General features: G+C 75.5%; 13 protein-coding genes and 1 tRNA gene. 5 read left to right on the top strand and 9 right to left on the bottom strand.

The window, feature by feature from the left end; genetic code table 11:
* The first annotated feature begins 28 nt into the window (after window positions 1-28).
* From ACIGG8_RS02620 to ACIGG8_RS02605, 4 genes are all read left to right on the top strand, one after another.
* Window positions 29-1,099: an aspartate-semialdehyde dehydrogenase gene (locus tag ACIGG8_RS02620; RefSeq protein ID WP_396545057.1), complete on the top strand. Its 1,071-nt coding sequence runs from the start codon at window positions 29-31 to the stop codon at window positions 1,097-1,099.
* Window positions 1,100-1,376: 277 nt separating this feature from the next.
* Entirely contained in the window at window positions 1,377-1,922 is a 546-nt protein-coding gene (locus tag ACIGG8_RS02615) for a SigE family RNA polymerase sigma factor (RefSeq protein WP_350519763.1), read from the top strand.
* Window positions 1,915-3,231 (top strand): hypothetical protein, encoded by a 1,317-nt coding sequence (locus ACIGG8_RS02610; RefSeq protein ID WP_396545054.1) that lies wholly within the window; start codon window positions 1,915-1,917, stop codon window positions 3,229-3,231. Before ACIGG8_RS02615 ends, ACIGG8_RS02610 begins: the two co-directional genes overlap by 8 nt.
* Window positions 3,232-3,359: 128 nt before the next feature.
* Window positions 3,360-4,172 carry an SURF1 family protein gene (locus ACIGG8_RS02605; protein ID WP_396545052.1) on the top strand — a complete coding sequence of 271 codons (813 nt, stop codon included), beginning with the start codon at window positions 3,360-3,362 and terminating at the stop codon, window positions 4,170-4,172.
* Between the two features lie 67 nt (window positions 4,173-4,239).
* On the opposite strand, the gene ACIGG8_RS02600 is transcribed toward ACIGG8_RS02605, so the two are convergent.
* From ACIGG8_RS02600 to ACIGG8_RS02585, 4 genes are all read right to left on the bottom strand, one after another.
* On the bottom strand, window positions 4,240-4,929 hold the full coding sequence (locus ACIGG8_RS02600; RefSeq protein WP_396545050.1) for a hypothetical protein: 690 nt from the start codon (window positions 4,927-4,929) through the stop codon (window positions 4,240-4,242).
* On the bottom strand, window positions 4,926-6,788 hold the full coding sequence (locus ACIGG8_RS02595; protein ID WP_396545049.1) for a S9 family peptidase: 1,863 nt from the start codon (window positions 6,786-6,788) through the stop codon (window positions 4,926-4,928). Before ACIGG8_RS02595 ends, ACIGG8_RS02600 begins: the two co-directional genes overlap by 4 nt.
* Before the next feature lie 256 nt (window positions 6,789-7,044).
* Entirely contained in the window at window positions 7,045-8,604 is a 1,560-nt protein-coding gene (locus ACIGG8_RS02590; protein WP_396545047.1) for an MFS transporter, read from the bottom strand.
* 140 nt (window positions 8,605-8,744) lie between these two features.
* Window positions 8,745-9,122 (bottom strand): nuclear transport factor 2 family protein, encoded by a 378-nt coding sequence (locus tag ACIGG8_RS02585; RefSeq protein ID WP_350519769.1) that lies wholly within the window; start codon window positions 9,120-9,122, stop codon window positions 8,745-8,747.
* 239 nt (window positions 9,123-9,361) lie between these two features.
* On the opposite strand from ACIGG8_RS02585, the gene ACIGG8_RS02580 reads away from it, so the two are divergent.
* Window positions 9,362-12,214 carry an ATP-binding protein gene (locus tag ACIGG8_RS02580; RefSeq protein WP_396545044.1) on the top strand — a complete coding sequence of 951 codons (2,853 nt, stop codon included), beginning with the start codon at window positions 9,362-9,364 and terminating at the stop codon, window positions 12,212-12,214.
* A gap of 444 nt (window positions 12,215-12,658) precedes the next feature.
* Here ACIGG8_RS02580 and ACIGG8_RS02575 read toward each other — a convergent pair.
* The 5 genes from ACIGG8_RS02575 to ACIGG8_RS02555 all read right to left on the bottom strand — a co-directional run bounded on the left by ACIGG8_RS02575 (window position 12,659) and on the right by ACIGG8_RS02555 (window position 16,079).
* Window positions 12,659-12,732: transfer RNA gene (locus ACIGG8_RS02575), tRNA-Pro, on the bottom strand.
* A gap of 100 nt (window positions 12,733-12,832) precedes the next feature.
* Complete coding sequence (locus tag ACIGG8_RS02570; protein ID WP_396545042.1) at window positions 12,833-13,777, bottom strand: metallophosphoesterase; 945 nt, start codon at window positions 13,775-13,777, stop codon at window positions 12,833-12,835.
* Between the two features lie 310 nt (window positions 13,778-14,087).
* The gene (gene panD / locus ACIGG8_RS02565; protein WP_350519772.1) at window positions 14,088-14,459 is read right to left on the bottom strand and encodes an aspartate 1-decarboxylase; all 372 of its coding nucleotides are present in this window, start codon (window positions 14,457-14,459) and stop codon (window positions 14,088-14,090) included.
* Between the two features lie 145 nt (window positions 14,460-14,604).
* Window positions 14,605-15,864, bottom strand: coding sequence for a beta-ketoacyl-[acyl-carrier-protein] synthase family protein (locus ACIGG8_RS02560; RefSeq protein ID WP_396545040.1), 1,260 nt, complete (start codon window positions 15,862-15,864; stop codon window positions 14,605-14,607).
* Window positions 15,861-16,079, bottom strand: coding sequence for an MbtH family protein (locus tag ACIGG8_RS02555; protein WP_396545038.1), 219 nt, complete (start codon window positions 16,077-16,079; stop codon window positions 15,861-15,863). Before ACIGG8_RS02555 ends, ACIGG8_RS02560 begins: the two co-directional genes overlap by 4 nt.
* Window positions 16,080-16,175 lie beyond the last annotated feature (96 nt).

The following is a 16,175-nucleotide window of genomic DNA, read 5'->3' as shown; positions in this document are numbered from 1 at the left end:
CCCGGGAGCGGAGCGGGAGCACCGGGCGATGACCCGGCGGCCGAACCTCGCCGTCGTCGGCGCCACCGGCGCGGTCGGCGAGGTGCTGCTCGGCCTGCTCTCGCTCCGTCAGGACGTCTGGGGCGAGGTCCGACTCGTCGCCTCCCCGCGCTCGGCCGGCCGCAAGCCGGTCGTGCGCGGCGAGGCCGTCGAGGTCGTCCCGCTGACCGAGGAGGCCTTCAGCGGGATCGACGTCGCCGTGTTCGCCGTCCCGGACGCGGTCTCCGCCCAGTGGGCGCCGATCGCGGCGGCCAAGGGCATCGTGGTGGTCGACGACTCCGCTGCCTTCCGCACCGCCGAGGACGTGCCGCTGGTCGTCCCCGAGGTCAACGCGGCCGCCCTGCGGATCCGCCCGCGCGGCATCGTCGCCAGCCCGGCCAGCACGACCCTGGCGATGATCGCGGCGGTCGGCGCGCTGCACGCCGAGTACGGGCTGGCACAGCTCGTGGTCGCCTCCTACCAGGCCGCCGACGGCGAGGGCCGCGCCGGGGAGGCGGCCCTGCGGGAGCAGACCGCGCTGGTGGCGGGCACGGACGTCGGCCGGCAGACCGGCGACCTGCGCGCGGTGATCGCCGACCACGGGCCGTTCGCCGCCCCGCTCGCGCTCAACGCCGTGCCCTGGACCGGCGGACTGCGCGAGGGCGGCTGGGCCGCCGAGGAGCTGGGCATCCGCGACGAGTCCCGCAAGATCCTCGGCCTGCCCGCCCTGAAGGTCTCCGCGACCTGCGTCCACATCCCCGTCGTCCGCACTCACGCGCTGGCCGTGCACGCGCGGTTCGAACGGGAAGTCACCCAGGAGCACGCGCAGGAGATCCTGCGGGACGCGCCCGGCGTGGTCCTCTACGACGACCCGGCCGCGGGCGAGTTCCCGACGCCGAACGACGTGGTCGGGACCGACCCGGTCTGGGTCGGGCGGGTGCGCCGGGCCCTGGACGAGCCGGACGCGCTGGACCTGTTCCTCTGCGCGGACAACCTGCGCAAGGGGGCGGCGCTCAACCTGGTCCAGATCGCCGAGTTGGTGGCGGGTGAACTGACGGTGGAGCAGGACGTCGGACCCTGACGCCGCTTCCGATCTGCCCGCTTATGGACGCACCTGTGTCCATACCTGTGTCCGCTCCTCGACACAATCTGTCCGGAATCCCGAGGGAATCCCCTGGAGGCCTCTTCCGCCCATGCGGAAGAATGGGCCCCGGGCTGGGCAACCATGACAGGGGATCGAGTGTCCAACGGGCGTGGCGAACGTGATGGTGGGGGCAAGGGCGGGCATCCCGGCGAGGGCCGCGGTGTCGTTCCCCTCGCGCGCCCCGTGGCCTGCGAGTAGGCCGGAAGACGACCAGATGACGGCGGCCGCACCCGGTGCGGCGGACTCCGGCGCCGGTACCGACGCGGGTACCAGCGAGGACCTGCTCACCGAGACCTACCAGGCGCACTACCGCTCGCTGCTGCGGCTCGCCGCGCTACTCCTGGACGACCTCTCGACCTGCGAGGACGTCGTCCAGGAGGCGTTCATCCGGGTGCACGCCGCCCGGCGCCGGGTCCGCGAGCCCGAGAAGACCCTGGCCTACCTGCGGCAGACGGTCGTCAACCTGTCCCGCTCCACACTGCGCCGCCGGATCCTCGGTCTGAGACTGCTGCAGAAGCCCATGCCTGACATGGCCAGTGCAGAAGAAGGTGCCTACGATGCCCTGGAGCGCGACCAGTTGAAGGCCGCGCTGCGTGGTCTGCAACGCCGTCAGCGGGAGGTTCTGGTGCTGCGTTACTTCGTGGACATGACGGAGGCGCAGGTCGCCGACACCCTGGGCATCTCGCTCGGCTCGGTGAAGGCCTACGGATCGCGCGGACTCGCCGCCCTGCGCGCGCAGATGGAGGCCGGTCATGGCTGAGGCGGCGGCGGGCGGCGGGCGACGGGGGGCGGACGGCGTACCGCCCGAGGGCCCGGGCGCAATGGAGGCCTTCCCGGCCGCTCAGGCCGCCCCGGCGTCGGTTTCCCCGGCGGCGTCGGTGACCTCGGCGGTCGCGGAGCTCTCAGGACGGGCCGCAGGGGCCTCGGGACGGGCCGCGGAACTCTCGGGACCGGTCGAGCTGTCGCCCGACGAGCGGGCGGTGCGGGAACTGATGCACCACGCCGTCGCCGGGATCCAACCCTCGGCCGCCGGACTGCCCCGGATCCGCCGGGCCGTACCCCGTCGGCGGACCGCCCGGCGCGGAGCCTGGACCGGTGCAGCCGCCCTCGCGTTCGCCGTCGCGATCGCCCTGCCCGTCCTGCACGAGGGAGAGCACCTCGGACTCTCCGGCGGCCCCGGCTCGGCCGACGCCAAGAGCCCGGCCGCCACCGCCCCCAGCGGCGCCGTCATCGGCGCCACCGGCACCGGCACCGCTCCGCGTACCGGCCCGAGCGGCACCGGGGACGCCTCGCCCGCCGCCGGCACGGCCGCCGCCTCCCGCACCCCCGGCGCCGGGGCCACGCGCACCGACGGCACCGTCTCGCCCACCGGGACCTCCGGGGCCGGCGACGGCGGCATCATCCCGCTCTGCACCCGCACCGACCTCGGCGACGGCGCCGCGCAGGTCGGTTCGGCCGACGCGGCGGGACGGATCTTCGGCTCGTTCACCGTCTACAACGTCTCCGGGCACAGCTGCCGCCTCGGCGGGCCCGGTGCGGTCGCCGTCACCGGCGTCAGCGGCGGCGACCGCAACCGCATCCGCACCGCCGACCACTCCCCGGGCGATCCGGCCGGCGGCCTGACCGCCATGGACGCCGAACCGCCAGTGCTCGCTCCGCAGGGCGGCTACCGGCTGCCGTTCGCCTGGATCCCCGACCCGAGCTGCACCGTGGCGGGCAGCGCCACCAGCGCCCCGACCGGCGCCAACCGGGTGTCCCTGACCACGCAGGTCCCCGCGACCTCGGGCGGGCCGGCCTCCGGCGCCTCCGCCGCCCCCAGCTCCAACCCGCAGGCCACCTCGTCCCCCTCGGCGGGCCCCACCTCGGCCCCCAGCCCCACCGCCACCCCGACCACCGACCCCACCGGTCCGGCCCCCACCGCCACCATCGCCCACACCCCCGCCCCGGGCAGCCCCACCGCCGCCACGGCGACGCTGCCGCTGGCCTGCAGCGGGACGCTGTACCGGGGCGGTGTGCAGGCGGTGCCGGGTGCGGTGCCGCAGCCGTCGGGTTCGCCTTCGGCGGGGTGACGGGCCTTCGGCCCCGCCGAGCCGGCGTGCCGGGGCAGGGCGAAGGGGCGGGCCGACGGGGTGGGCCGACGGGGCCAGGGCCGGGCCCGGGAGCCGGACGGGTGTGAGGAGTGGTTACCGTGGGGGGTGTGTACCGGTTCCTCCTGACTCCGCGCTGGCTGGGCGGCACTGCTCTGGCCGTGGCGGCCGTGGCGGTGTGCGTGTGGCTGGGCTCCTGGCAGCTCGGTCGGTTCGAGGACCGGGTGTCCACGCACAACGAGACCAAGCAGGCGCTCGCCGCATCGGGTGACGCCAGGCCGATCGACGCCCTGCTCAACCAGGTGACGCCGCAGGTGACCACGGAGACCGTCGGCAAGTCCGTCACCGTCACCGGCAGCTACGACACCGAACACCAGCTCCTCGTCCCCAACCGGGTGGTGGACGGCAAGCAGGGCTACTACGTGCTCACCCCGCTGCGCACGGCCGACGGGCACGCCGTGGCCGTGGTGCGCGGGTGGGCGCCCGGGGCGCCGGGCACGGGGGCCGCCGGGGCGAGCGCCGGGGCGACCGCCGTCGGGCCGCCGCCGGACGGATCGGTGACGGTGTCCGGGCGGCTGCAGGCCAACGAGGCCGTGGGCAGCAACGGTGCGGTGGCCGGCGGCCTGCCGGCCGGGCAGCTCGGCATGATCAACCGGGCCTCGCTGCTGAACGTGCTGGAGTACGACGGCTGGTACGACGGCTGGGTGGCCGCCGACGAGGCGCCCGCCGGGCTGACCCCCGTACCGACCGTGCAGCCGCAGGGCGGGGACGGTCTCACCCTCCGCGCGTTCCAGAACCTGGGCTACACGCTGGAGTGGTTCGTCTTCGGCGGCTTCGTCGTCTTCATGTGGTACCGCCTGATGCGCCGTGAGGCGGAGGCGGAACAGGACCGGGCCCTGGGGCTGGACCCGGTCCTGGAGTAGCGGCTGACGGCTGACGGCTGACGGCTGCGGGCCGGCCGGGGGACGACCTCCCGGCCGGCCCCCGGCCTCAGCGCTTGGTCGGCAGCGGCGGCGCCACCGTCGGCTTGACGGGCGGCAGGGTCGGCAGCGCCGGTGCCGTCGGGGCCGGCGTCGGTATCAGCGGTTGGGTCGGTGCGGTCGAGGCGGTCGGTACCGGCGTCGGGTTGCCGAAGCAGCGGCTGTGGTTGCTGCCGGTGTTGTCGTCCGAGTCGTAGTGGTCGATGTGGTGGTGCACGGTGCGCCCGGTCTTCGAGCCCTTGGAGCCGGACGAGCCGGACGAGCCGGACGAGCCCGACGAGCCGGACGAGCCCGACGAGCCCGACGAGCCCGACGAGCCCTTGGAACCGCTCTTGCCCTTCGAGCCCTTGGCCAGCTGGACCGTGCCCTCCCCGTCGGCCGGCTCGTGCGCGGTGCGGGCGGCCCCGGCGTCGTACAGCCCGTACAGCCCGTACGGCTCGTACGCCTGGTACGCCGTGTACGCCGCCGGTACCACGGAGGTCGAGGCGCCCGCTCCGACCGCGCTCGCCCGGGTCGCCGTGGCGAGCGGCGTGGCGGGTGGTGCGGCCGGTGGCGCGGCCGGGACCGCGGGCGCGGTGGTGGGTGCGCCCGGCACGGCCGGGGGCGGGCAGGCCGCACTGTCGCTGCGCGAACCGGAGCAGCCGGTGAGCACCAGCGCCCCGGCCACCACCGCCCCCGCGAGCATCAGCACACGTCTCACGCCGACTCCCCGTCCCCGTCGCGCCCGGCCGGGGCCAGGTGCCGTCGGACGAAGTCGATCTCCAGCCGCAGCTGCTTGATCCGCTCCTCCACGACCAGCGACCCGTGTCCGGCGTCGTACCGGTACACCTCGTGCGGCTTGCCGAGCTGCTCCAGCCGCTCGACGTAGTTGTCGATCTGCCGGATCGGGCAGCGCGGGTCGTTGACCCCGGCGCTGATGTACACCGGCACCCGCACCTGCTCGACGTAGGTCAGCGGCGAGGAGGCGGTGAAGCGGTCCGGGACCTCATCCGGCGTGCCGCCGAAGAGCGTGCGGTCCAGCGACTTGAGCGCCTCCATCTCGTCGGCGTACGCGGTGTGGTAGTCCGCGACCGGCACGGCGGCGACGCCGAGCGCCCAGACGTCGGGCTGGACACCGAGGCCGAGCAGGGTCAGGTAGCCGCCCCAGCTGCCGCCGGTGAGCACCAGCCGGCGCGGATCGGCGAGGCCGCTGTCGACCGCCCACTCCCGGACCGCCGCGATGTCCTCCAGCTCGATCAGACCGACCCGCTCGTGCAGGGCGTCGGTCCAGGCCTGGCCGTAGCCGGTCGAGCCGCGGTAGTTGACCCGGACCACCGCGAAGCCGTGGTCCAGCCAGGCGGCCGGGCCGGCGGCGAAGGAGTCGCTGTCGTGGTGGGTCGGGCCGCCGTGGACCTCGAACACGGTCGGGAGGGGGCCGTCCTCGGGGCTGCTCCCGGCCGGCCGCTGCACGAGGGCGTGCACCCGGCCGCCGGGCCCGTCCACCCAGACGTCCTCGACCGGGACCGACCCGGGCGGCACCGCGCCGGGCGCCCGCAGCACGACCGTCCCCGCGGTGGAACGGACCGCCGACGGCTCGGCGGCGGAGGACCACAGGTACTCGACGGTGCCGTCCGGACGGGCGGTGGCGCCGCCGACGGTGCCGCGCGGGGTGTCGAGGCGGGTGAGCCGGCCGTCGGCGAGCGCGTACGAGAACAGCTCGCTGCGCGCCTCGTACTCGTGCTCGACCAGCAGCTCACCGGCGCCGGGGCGCCACTGCGCGGAGACGTCGCCGGGCAGTTCACGGCCCTGCTCGTCGCGCAGCGGCAGCGCGGTCTCGGCACCGGTGGCCACGTCCCAGATCATCGGCTCCCAGCGGCCGGTGCGCTGGTGCGCGACCAGCAGACGGGTGTCGCCCTCGACCGGGGCGAAGCCGAGGCAGGCCACGCCGCGCGGCTCGTCCCGGCCGGTGACCTCGTCCAGTTCGGCGACGGTCTCGACGGTGCCGGTGCCGCCGATGCGGACGACCCGGATCGCGGAGTGCATCGCGTCGCCGTGCTCGGTGTGGTCGACGGCCAGCAGGGTGCCGTCGTGGCTGAGGTCGCCGACGCCGCCGTACTCCGCGTGCCGGTAGATCTCGACCGGCTCGGAGGCACCGGGGAGGCGCAGGTGCAGGGTCGTGCCGTCCTCGTCGGTGGAACGGCCGACGACCACGGTGCCGTTGCGGCCGAGGGCCAGGCCGGCCGAGTAGGAGGGGGCGAGGCCGGGCACGGCGTCCTCGTCCGGGCCGCCCGCGAACGGCTGGCGGCGCCAGACGCCGAACTCGTCGCCGTCGTGGTCGTCGAACCACCAGACCCAGCCGCCGTCGGGGGACAGCTCGGCGTCGGTGGTGCCGTTCGGGCGGTCGGTGACCCGGCGGTGGGCGCCGGTGGCGCGGTCCCAGGCGTAGACCTCGTAGGTGCCGGTCGCGTTGGACACGTACAGCGCCCGGTCGGGGGCGTCCTCGGCCCAGTCGGGCAGTGACACCCGGGCCGCCCTGAACCGCTGCTCCCACGCCGGGACGGCGCTCTTCTCCTCGCTCATCCGACCATCCAACCCGATCGGGGGGAGGGAATGGAACGGGCGGGTGGGCCTGAGGCCCACCCGCCGGGTGGTTCGGGGGTGTTCACGAGGGTCGCGCCCGTTCGTGCCCGCCCGGTCCCCGGGGTGCCGGGTGCCGGGCGGTGCCTGCGGGGTCGGTCCGCGGGGCGGTTCCTGCGGGGTCGGTCCGCGGGGCGGTTCCTGCGGGGTGGTTCGGTTTCTGCGGAGCGGCCCGCCGGGCTTCCGGTCGTGCCGGGCTTCAGGTCCGGCGGGGCAGCAGTCGGACCAGGCCCACGAGCACCAGCTCCAGCACCGCCAGCACCAGCACGCTGCGGCCGAAGGCGGCGGTCGGGTCGCCGGCGCCGTAGTAGACGAGGCCGATCAGTGCGATCCCGAGCGCCCCGCCGACCTGCTGCACGGTGGACACCACCCCGGCGGCGGAGCCGGCCAGCCGCGGCTCGACGCCCTCCAGGACGACGGCGGTGACCGGGGCGATCACCAGACCCATGCCGAGGCCGTCCACGAACAGGCCGGGGGCCAGCCACCAGACGCTGCCGTCCGCGACGTCGTACGCGGCGAGGGCGAGCAGGCCCAGCCCGGCGGTCATCAGCAGCCCGCCGAAGGTGATCGTGCGGCGGCCGCCGAGGCGGGCGGTGACCCGGTGGGTGGTGTTGGAGGTGATCAGGTAGCCGAGGCCGATCGCGGTGAAGACCAGCCCGGCGCCGAGCGCGTCCAGGCCGCGGCCGAACTGCAGGTGCAGGGCGAGCACCAGGAAGAAGGAGCCCTGGCCGAGCCAGAAGGCGAGTTGAGCGAGCACACCGGCGCTGAAGGCGCGGCTGTGGAAGAGGCGGGTGTCGACCAGCGGGGTGGTGTTGCCGGTGCCGGCGGTGGCGGCAGTGGTGGCGTTGGCGGCGTTGGCAGCGGTGGTGGCGCTGGTGGCGTTGGCGGCGTTGGCAGCGGTGGTGGTGTCGCGCGGGGTGGCGCGGTGCTGGTGCACGGCGAACGCGGCCAGCAGGACGAGCGAGGCACCGAGGCAGAGCACCGTCCACAGCGGCCAGCCCAGCTGGGGTCCCTGGATGAGCGGGAGCACCAGGGCGGTCATCGCGGTGGAGACGAGCAGCACGCCGACCGGGTCCAGCCCGGGCCGCTGCTGGGCGCGGGACTCCGGCAGGGAGCGGCGGACCATCGCCAGGGCGACCAGGCCGATCGGCAGGTTGATCAGGAAGCAGCTGCGCCAGCCCAGGCCGAAGAGGTCAGCCCGGATCAGCAGCCCGCCGATCAGCTGCCCGAACACCGCGCCGACGCCCATCGTCAGCCCGTACCGGGCGAAGGCTCGTGCCTGCGCCGCGCCGCTGAACGCGGTCCGCAGGATCGCCAGCACCTGCGGTCCCATCAACGCCGCCGACAGGCCCTGCACCACCCGGGCACCGACCAGCGCGGCGGCGGTGGGGGCGAAGCCGCAGCCCGCGGAGGCCAGGGTGAAGAGGGCCAGGCCGAGGCCGAACACCCGGCGGCGGCCGTAGCGGTCGCCGAGCCGCCCCGCGGTGACCAGGCCGGCCGCGAGGGCCAGGCTGAAGCCGGCCATCACCCACTGGACGGCGGCCGGGCCGGCGCCCAGGTCGGCCTGGAGGGAGGGGAGGGCGACGTTGACGACGAAGACGTCGAGGGCGGTCATGAAGGTGGCGGTCAGGACGACCGGCAGCAGGCCCCTGGGGGGCGTGGCCGGCGTGTTCGGGGCTGCAGTGGTCGGGGCTGCGGTGGTCGGGGCCGTGGCGGGTGGGGCCGTGGCGGGCCGCCGGGCGTCCAGGGCGGTGCTCATCTCGGGCTCTCCTCAAGGGGTCGGTGGGGGCGGCGGGCCGGAGGCCGGTTCGGGACGGCGGTGGGCTTGGGGCAGCGGGCCGGCGAGGGGCGGGCCGAGGGGGAAGGGGCCCGCCCCTCGCGCAAGCGGGGAGCGGTCGCTCAGGCGCCCGGCACGCGGTCGAGGAAGCCGTACACCGCGCCGATCCGACCGTCCGGGGTGGCCGTCAGCACGTCGAAGCCGATCACCACCGGCTCCGCGCCGGCCGGACCGAGGTTCCAGGTGAAGCGGGCGATGTCGTGGTGCGCGTCCACCGGGCCGAGGGTGAACTCCAGCCCCGGGAACTGCGCCTGGGCCGCGCCGATCAGCGCGTCGATCGCGTCCCGGCCGGTGACCGCGGCCAGCGGGTCGGTGTAGCGGCCGTCCTCCGCCCACACCTCGTCGATCAGCTTGCGGCGGGCCGCCGGGTCCGTCTCGTTCCACACCGCGAGGTAGCGCTCGGCGAGCTGCTGGAGGGCGGCGGTGGTGATCTCGGTCATTGTCATCTCCTGTGTTCCGGTGGGGTGTTGGCCGGTCGTTCCCGGTGCTCACAAAGGTAGGGAGCGGCGCGCGGCGGCGAATCAGTCACGTATAGGCATGGGGGTACGTAGGTCCGTGGTCCGTACCGACGTACCCGACGTACCGGGGCGCCGGGGTGCCCGTGCCGGGGGCGCCGGTGTCCCCGCCCGCCGTGGTTCCGCGCTGGGGTGGTGGGGGCCGGATGGGTAGGGTCGAGGGCATGCTGTACGGGAGGGAACACGAACAAGCCGTCGTGGACGGACTGTTGGACGCGGCACGGGCCGGCCGCAGCGGCGTCCTGCTGCTCCGCGGCGAGGCCGGCATCGGCAAGACCGCGCTGCTGGACGACGCCGTCGCGCGGGCGGGGGAGAAGTTCCGGGTGATCCGGGCAGCGGGCGTCGAGTACGAGGCCGAGCTGCCGTACGCCGGGCTGAGCCTGCTGCTCGCGCCCGGCCTCGACCGGCTGGACGCCTTGCCGGGGCCGCAACGGCGTGCCCTGGAAGCGGCGTTCGGGCTGGCCGACGACGGGGCGGCCGAGGCGGGCGGGGCGGCGGAAGCGTCCGGGCAGGCTGTCGACCAGGCGGGCGACCAGTCGACCGAACGGCCGACCGACCGGTTGCTGGTCGGGCTCGCCACGCTCGCCCTGCTCGCCGAACTAGCCTCCGATCAGCCACTGTTGTGCGTCCTGGACGATGTGCAGTGGCTGGACCGGGCCTCGCTGGACGCACTGCTGCTGGCCGCGCGACGGTTCCAGGCCGAGGGGGTGGCCCTGCTGCTCGCCTCCCGTACCGGCGGTGGAGCCGGCGCCGGGGCCGCTGCCGGGGTCGCTGCCGGGGCTTCCGCCGTGGCCGGTGTCGGAGCCGGCCCCGACATCTCGTCGGAGCGCCGGCTCGGCCTCCCGGAGCTGGAGGTGACCGCCTTGGCCGCGGCCGACGCCACCCGGCTGCTGGCCCGGCGGACCGGCCCCGACCTGCCCGCAGCCGCCCGCGAGCGGCTGCTCGCCGAGGCCGCCGGCAATCCGCTCGCGCTCACCGAACTCCCCGTCGCCGCAGGCCCGCAGGCGCACGCACCGGGCGGCCTGCCGCTCACCAGCAGGCTGCTGATCGCCTTCCACGGGCAGGTCACCGGGCTGCCCGCGGCCACCCAGACGCTGCTCCTGGTCGCCGGCGCCGAGGAGCGCGGTGAACTCGACGTCATCCTGCCCGCCGCGGTCGCGCTCGGCGTCACCGCCGAACACCTGACCCCCGCCGAAGAGGCGGGCCTGGTGACGGTCACCGCCGACCGCCGGATCGCCTTCCGGCATCCGCTGCTACGCTCCGCCATCCTCCAACGCGCGCCGCACCACCAGAAGTTGACCGTGCACCGGGCACTGGCCGACGCGCTCCCGGACGGCGACCGCCGCACCTGGCACCTCGCCCTCGCCGCCACCGCCCCCGACACCGACCTCGCCGACGCCCTGGAACGCGCCGCCGTCCGCGCCGAGCGCCGCGGCGGACACGGCGGCGCCGCCGCGTACGAGCGCGCCGCCCGGCTCACCCCGGACCGCGACGGCGCCACCCGCCGCCTCGTCCTGGCCGCCGAAGCAGCCACCGAGGAAGGCGAGTTGGCCCGTGCCGAAGCGCTCGCCGACGAGGCCGCCGGCCGTACCGACAGCGTGCTGGCCCACGCCCTGCTCGACCAGGTCCGGGCCACCGCGCACTTCTGGCGCGGCTCCTACCCCACCGCCTACCGGCTGCTGCTCGACGCCGCCGGCACCGACATCGACCCGCAGCACGCCGCCCGGATGCTGTTCCAGGCCTTCCACACCGCCTGGTACGCCGGGGAGGAACCGGTGACCGCCGTCCTCGACCGCCTCGCCGCCCTCCCCCTGGCCGACGGCGACCCCCTCGCGCCGCTCGCCCGCCACCTGCCAGCCGCCGTCCTCCCCGCCCTCGGCCGGCCCGTCGCACCGCCCCCACCCGTCCGGGAGGCCGCCGAGGCCGCCCGCCGGGCCGGCGCCGAGAGCCCGGTCGACCTCGTCCAACTGTGCGGCGCCACCCTCATCCTCGGCCGCGACGACGAAACCGCCGAACTCGGCGCCGAACTGATCGCCGAAGCCCGCGCCAAGGGCACCGTCGGCGTGCTGCCCACCCTGCAGTTCTTCCTCGCCGAAGCCGAGCTCTTCCACGGCCGCCACCGCGACGCCGAACTCACCGCCACCGAGGCCCTCGGCCTCGCCCGCGACACCGGCCAGCACCAGTGGGTCAGCCAACTCACCGCGCTGCTCGCCTACCTGGCCGCACTCGGCGGCCGCACCGACCACTGCACCGACCTCGCCGCCACCGCCCTCGCCACCACCGGCCCGCAGAGCGCCGCCCCCGCGGCCGGCCTCCCCTGGGCCCAGTGGGCGCTCGCCCTCCTGGACCTCGGCCAGGGCCGCGCCGGCGACGCCGCCGACCGCCTGCACACCCTCACCACCGGCCCCCACCGGCACCACGTCAGCGCCACCAGGGCCGTCCCCGACCTGGTCGAGGCCGCCGTCCGCCTCGGCACCCCCGACCGCGCCGCCGAACCGTACGAGCGCTACGCCCGCTGGGCCGCCGCCGCCGACCGCCCCTGGGCCGAAGCCCTCCGACTGCGCTGCCAAGCCCTCCTCGGCCCCGACGAACTCGCCGAATCCGCCTACCGCGCCGCCCTCGACCTCCACGAACCCGGCCACCGCCCCTTCGAACAGGCCCGCACCGCCCTCCTCTACGGCGAATGGCTGCGCCGCACCCGCCGCCGCACCGACGCCCGCCCCCACCTGCGCGCCGCCCTCGAAACCTTCGACCGCCTCGCCGCCCACCCCTGGGCCGCCCGCGCCCGCACCGAACTCTCCGCCACCGGCACCCCCGCCCCCACCCCCGCAGGCACCGCCCAGTCCCCCCTCACCCCCCAGGAGCTCCAGATCGCCCGCCTCGCCGCCCAGGGCCTCACCAACCGCGACATCGCCGCCCAGCTCTTCCTCAGCCCCCGCACCGTCGCCCACCACCTCTACAAGGCCTACCCGAAGCTCAACATCACCTCCCGCACCGAACTCACCACGGTCCTCTGAGCCCCGGCCCGTGGCCGAACGGTCCGGCCTACTGCTTCTACGGGGGTTCCTGCCGATCGGGGCGTCGGCACGCCGACCGTGGTCGGGGTGGGGGACGGCCGGAGGGGGCGTCAACCGCGACGGCTTCCCGCGCCTGGAGAGCTCCGGGTCCGAACGGGGAGCCGTACGGCCTGGCTGCCCGCGAAGTGTGCGATGTGGTGCGGCTTCGAGACCGTCCGCCACTGCCACGCCCGGAGCCGGACGGGTACGTACCGGAAGAAGTCCCGCCGAGTGATCCGTGCCGCGACGGGCCGCGGCCGGGGAACGAGTGCCACCGAACGGGCAGCGCGTGAGCCGCGTCACGGCTCTGTCGTCGACCCAGGAGCCTGAGGCTCAGTCACCCCGGCAGGTATGCAAAACGACAGAGGCCCTGCCGGATTTCTCCGGCAGGGCCTCTGTGCTGGGTCGGGGTGGCGGGATTTGAACCCACGGCCTCTTCGTCCCGAACGAAGCGCGCTACCAAGCTGCGCCACACCCCGGTCTTGCGGTTTGTCGCTCCGTCTCCTTCGCGACGAGTAGAACTCTACCGGACGCTCGCCGAGACACGAAATCCGGTTTCGGGCGGGCGTCCGGTGGGGGTCAGCGGGGGGCCGGGGTGAGGGTGAGCAGGGTGGCTTCGGGGGGGCAGGCGAAGCGGACGGGGGTGTAGCGGTTGGTGCCGCAGCCGGCGGAGACGTGGAGGTGGGAGCGGTGGCCGCCGGCGGTGTGGGTGGAGAGGCCCTTCACGCGGCGGGTGTCGATGTCGCAGTTGGTGACGAGTGCGCCGTAGAAGGGGATGCAGAGCTGGCCGCCGTGGGTGTGGCCGGCCAGGATCAGCGGGTAGCGGTCGGCGGTGAAGGCGTCGAGGACGCGCAGGTAGGGGGCGTGGACGACGGCGAGGGAGAGGTCGGCGTCGGGGGAGGGGCCGCCGGAGACCGCGCTGTAGCGGTCGCGGCGGATGTGCGGGTCGTCGAGGCCGGTGAATTCGAGGTCGAGGCCGTTCACGGTGAGGCGGCCGCGGGTGTTGGTCAGGTCGAGCCAGCCGGCGGCGTCGAAGCCGTCGCGGAGCTTCTCCCACGGGTTGTGGACGGCGCCGCTGATGCCGCGGCCGGCGGTGCCGTCGGGGTTGTTCATGCCGTGGATGCCGCTGCGCATGGCCTGGAGGTAGCGCGCCGGGTTCTTGCGGGCCGGACCGTAGTAGTCGTTGGAGCCGAAGACGTAGACGCCAGGGAACTCCATCAGCGGCCCGAGCGCGTCGAGGGTGGCGGGGACGCCGAGCGGGTCGGAGAGGTTGTCGCCGGTGTTGACCACGAGGTCGGGGCGCAGCGCGGCCAGGCTCTTCAGCCAGCGCTGCTTCTTGCCCTGGCCGCTCACCATGTGGATGTCGGACACCTGCAGGATCCGGAGGGGGCGGGCGCCGCGGGGGAGGACGGGGACCTCGACCCGGCGGAGGCGGAAGGCCCGGACCTCGTACCCGGCGGAGTAGGCGAGGCAGGCGGCGCCGGTGGCGGCGATGCCGAGGGGAACGGAGTACAGCGGTCGCATCAGCCCATGCTCTCAGACGGTCGATCAGCCGGTGAACGTCCGGCCGGGGCGGCGGCGGGCGCGGAGACCGGCCGGGAGCCGTCGGCGGGCAGTGGGGTAGTGGGGCGGTGGTGCCGTCGGGGGGCGGGTGGGGACCGGTGGGGACGGGCTGGGGCGGGTGAGGGGGCGGTGATCGGGACGGCCGCCGGGGCCGAACCCGGGAGGCGGGTTACGGCATCCGGGGGGCGAGGGGGAGTGACAGGGGAACGAGGGGAGATACAGGGGTGCCCGCCGGCTCGTGCGCGGCGGGCACCCGGGGGTGGGGCGGCGGTCAGGACGCCGGGTCGACGCCGACCTTCACCACCGCGTTGGACTTGTCCACGAAGACGACGGCCGGCTTCAGGTCCGCGGCCTCGTCGTTCTCGATCGAGGCGTAGGCGATGATGATCACGGTGTCGCCCGGGTGGACCAGGCGGGCCGCGGCGCCGTTGATGCAGACCACGCCCGAGCCGCGCTCGCCCTCGATGACGTAGGTCTCCAGGCGGGCGCCGTTGTCGACGTCCACCACGTGGACCAGCTCGCCGGGCAGCAGGTCGGCGTTCTCCATCAGGACCGGGTCCAGGGTCAGCGAGCCGACGTAGTGGAGCTCGGCCTGGGTCACGGTGGCGCGGTGGATCTTCGACTTCAGCATGGTGCGTCGCACGTTCTCAACCTCACAGGTGTGGTTTTCGACAGGGGAGGGGCGGTACGGCGGGCGGGGTGGGGAGGGGCGGTACGGCTGGCGGGGTGGGGCAGGGCGGTACGGCGGGCAGCGGAGCGGGTACGGCGGGCCGGGGTGCGGGCGGGTCTCAGCGGGTGAAGGCGAGCGACACGTTGTGACCGCCGAAGCCGGAGGCGTTGCAGAGGACGGCCGCGGGGCCGGCGGGCAGCTCGCGTGGGGTGTCCCGGACCAGGTCCAGGTCGAGGCCCTCCTCCGGGTGCTCCGCGTTGACTGTCGGCGGGACGACGCCGTCGGACAGGGACAGGACGGCCGCGACCGCCGCGAGCCCGCCCGCGGCGCCCAGCAGGTGGCCGGTCATCGACTTGATCGCCGAGACCGGGACGGCGCCCGGCCCGAACACCGTGCGCAGTGCCGCGGCCTCGGCCGCGTCGCCGGCCGGGGTGGAGGTGGCGTGCGCCTGGACGTGCCGGACCTCGGCCGGGTCGAGCCGGGCGTCGGCCAGGGCCCGGCGCAGTGCGGCGGCGAGGCCGCCGCCGTCCGGGCGCGGGCCGGTGGGGTGGTGCGCCTCGGAGGCCAGGCCGGCGCCCGCGAGGACGCCGTACCGGTGCGCCCCGCGGGCCCGGGCGTGGCGCTCGCGCTCCAGCACCAGGACGCCCGCGCCCTCGCCGAGGACGAAGCCGTCCCGGTCCCGGTCGAACGGCCGGGAGGCGCGGTGCGGCTCGTCGTTGCGGCCGGAGAGTGCGCGCATGGCGGCGAAGGCCGCGGCGACCAGCGGGTGGACGCCCGAGTCCGCACCGCCGGCCACCACGACGTCGGCGCGGCCGAGCCGGATCAGGTCCAGGGCGGTGGCGATGGCGTCGGCGCCGGCCGCGCAGGCGGTGGCCGGGGCCGATGCCTGTGCCCGGGCGTTGACGTGGAGGGCGGCCAGCGCGGAGGTGTGATTGCCCATCAGCATCGCCACGGCGTGCGGCGAGACCCGGCGCGCCCCGCGGGTGCGCAGCTCCTCGTGGTTGTTCACGACGGTGTGCACGCCGCCGATGCCGGTGCCGAGCACCACCGCGACCCGCTCCGGGTCCGGGGCGCCGGGGGTGCCGGCCGGTCCGGCGTAGCCGGCGTCCGCCCAGGCCTCGCGGACGGCGGCCAGGCCGAAGGCGCCGACCCGGTCCACCCGGCGGGCGAGCACCCGGTCCAGCAGCTCCCCGGGTTCGGCCGCGGCCCGCGCCGCGATCCGGACCGGGAGCTCGGCCGCCCAGGGGTCGTCCAGGGCCGCAACGGCTACGCGCCCGGCGAGCAGCGCCGGCCAGGTGTCCTTGGCCGTCGCTCCGAGGGGGGTGACCGCGCCGAGTCCGGTCACCACCACGGCGTCACCGCTGCGGTCGTCCGTCATGCCGGCTCGGACTCCATGGCGGCGACCAGGCTCTGCGGCCGGATGTCGGTCCAGTTGCGCTCGATGTAGTCCAGGGACTCCTGGCGCCCGGCCTTCTCGTGGGCCACCGTCCAGCCCGCCGGGACCTCGGCGAACGCCGGCCAGAGGGAGTGCTGCCCCTCCGCGTTGCGCAGGACCAGGAACGTGCCGTCCGGGTTGTCGAAGGGGTTCTGCATCAGACTCGTGCCTTTCGTTGCGGGTCGCTCTGCGGGGTTTGTCGCGGTGCGGGTCTTGTCGCGGTGCGGGTCTTGTCGCGGTGCGGGTCTTGTCGC

The sequence above is a fragment of the Kitasatospora sp. NPDC085464 genome (genome assembly GCF_044541955.1).
Classification (GTDB): domain Bacteria; phylum Actinomycetota; class Actinomycetes; order Streptomycetales; family Streptomycetaceae; genus Kitasatospora.
Note: the sequence above shows the minus strand (reverse complement) of the source record. Positions and strands in the feature narration are given on the sequence as shown.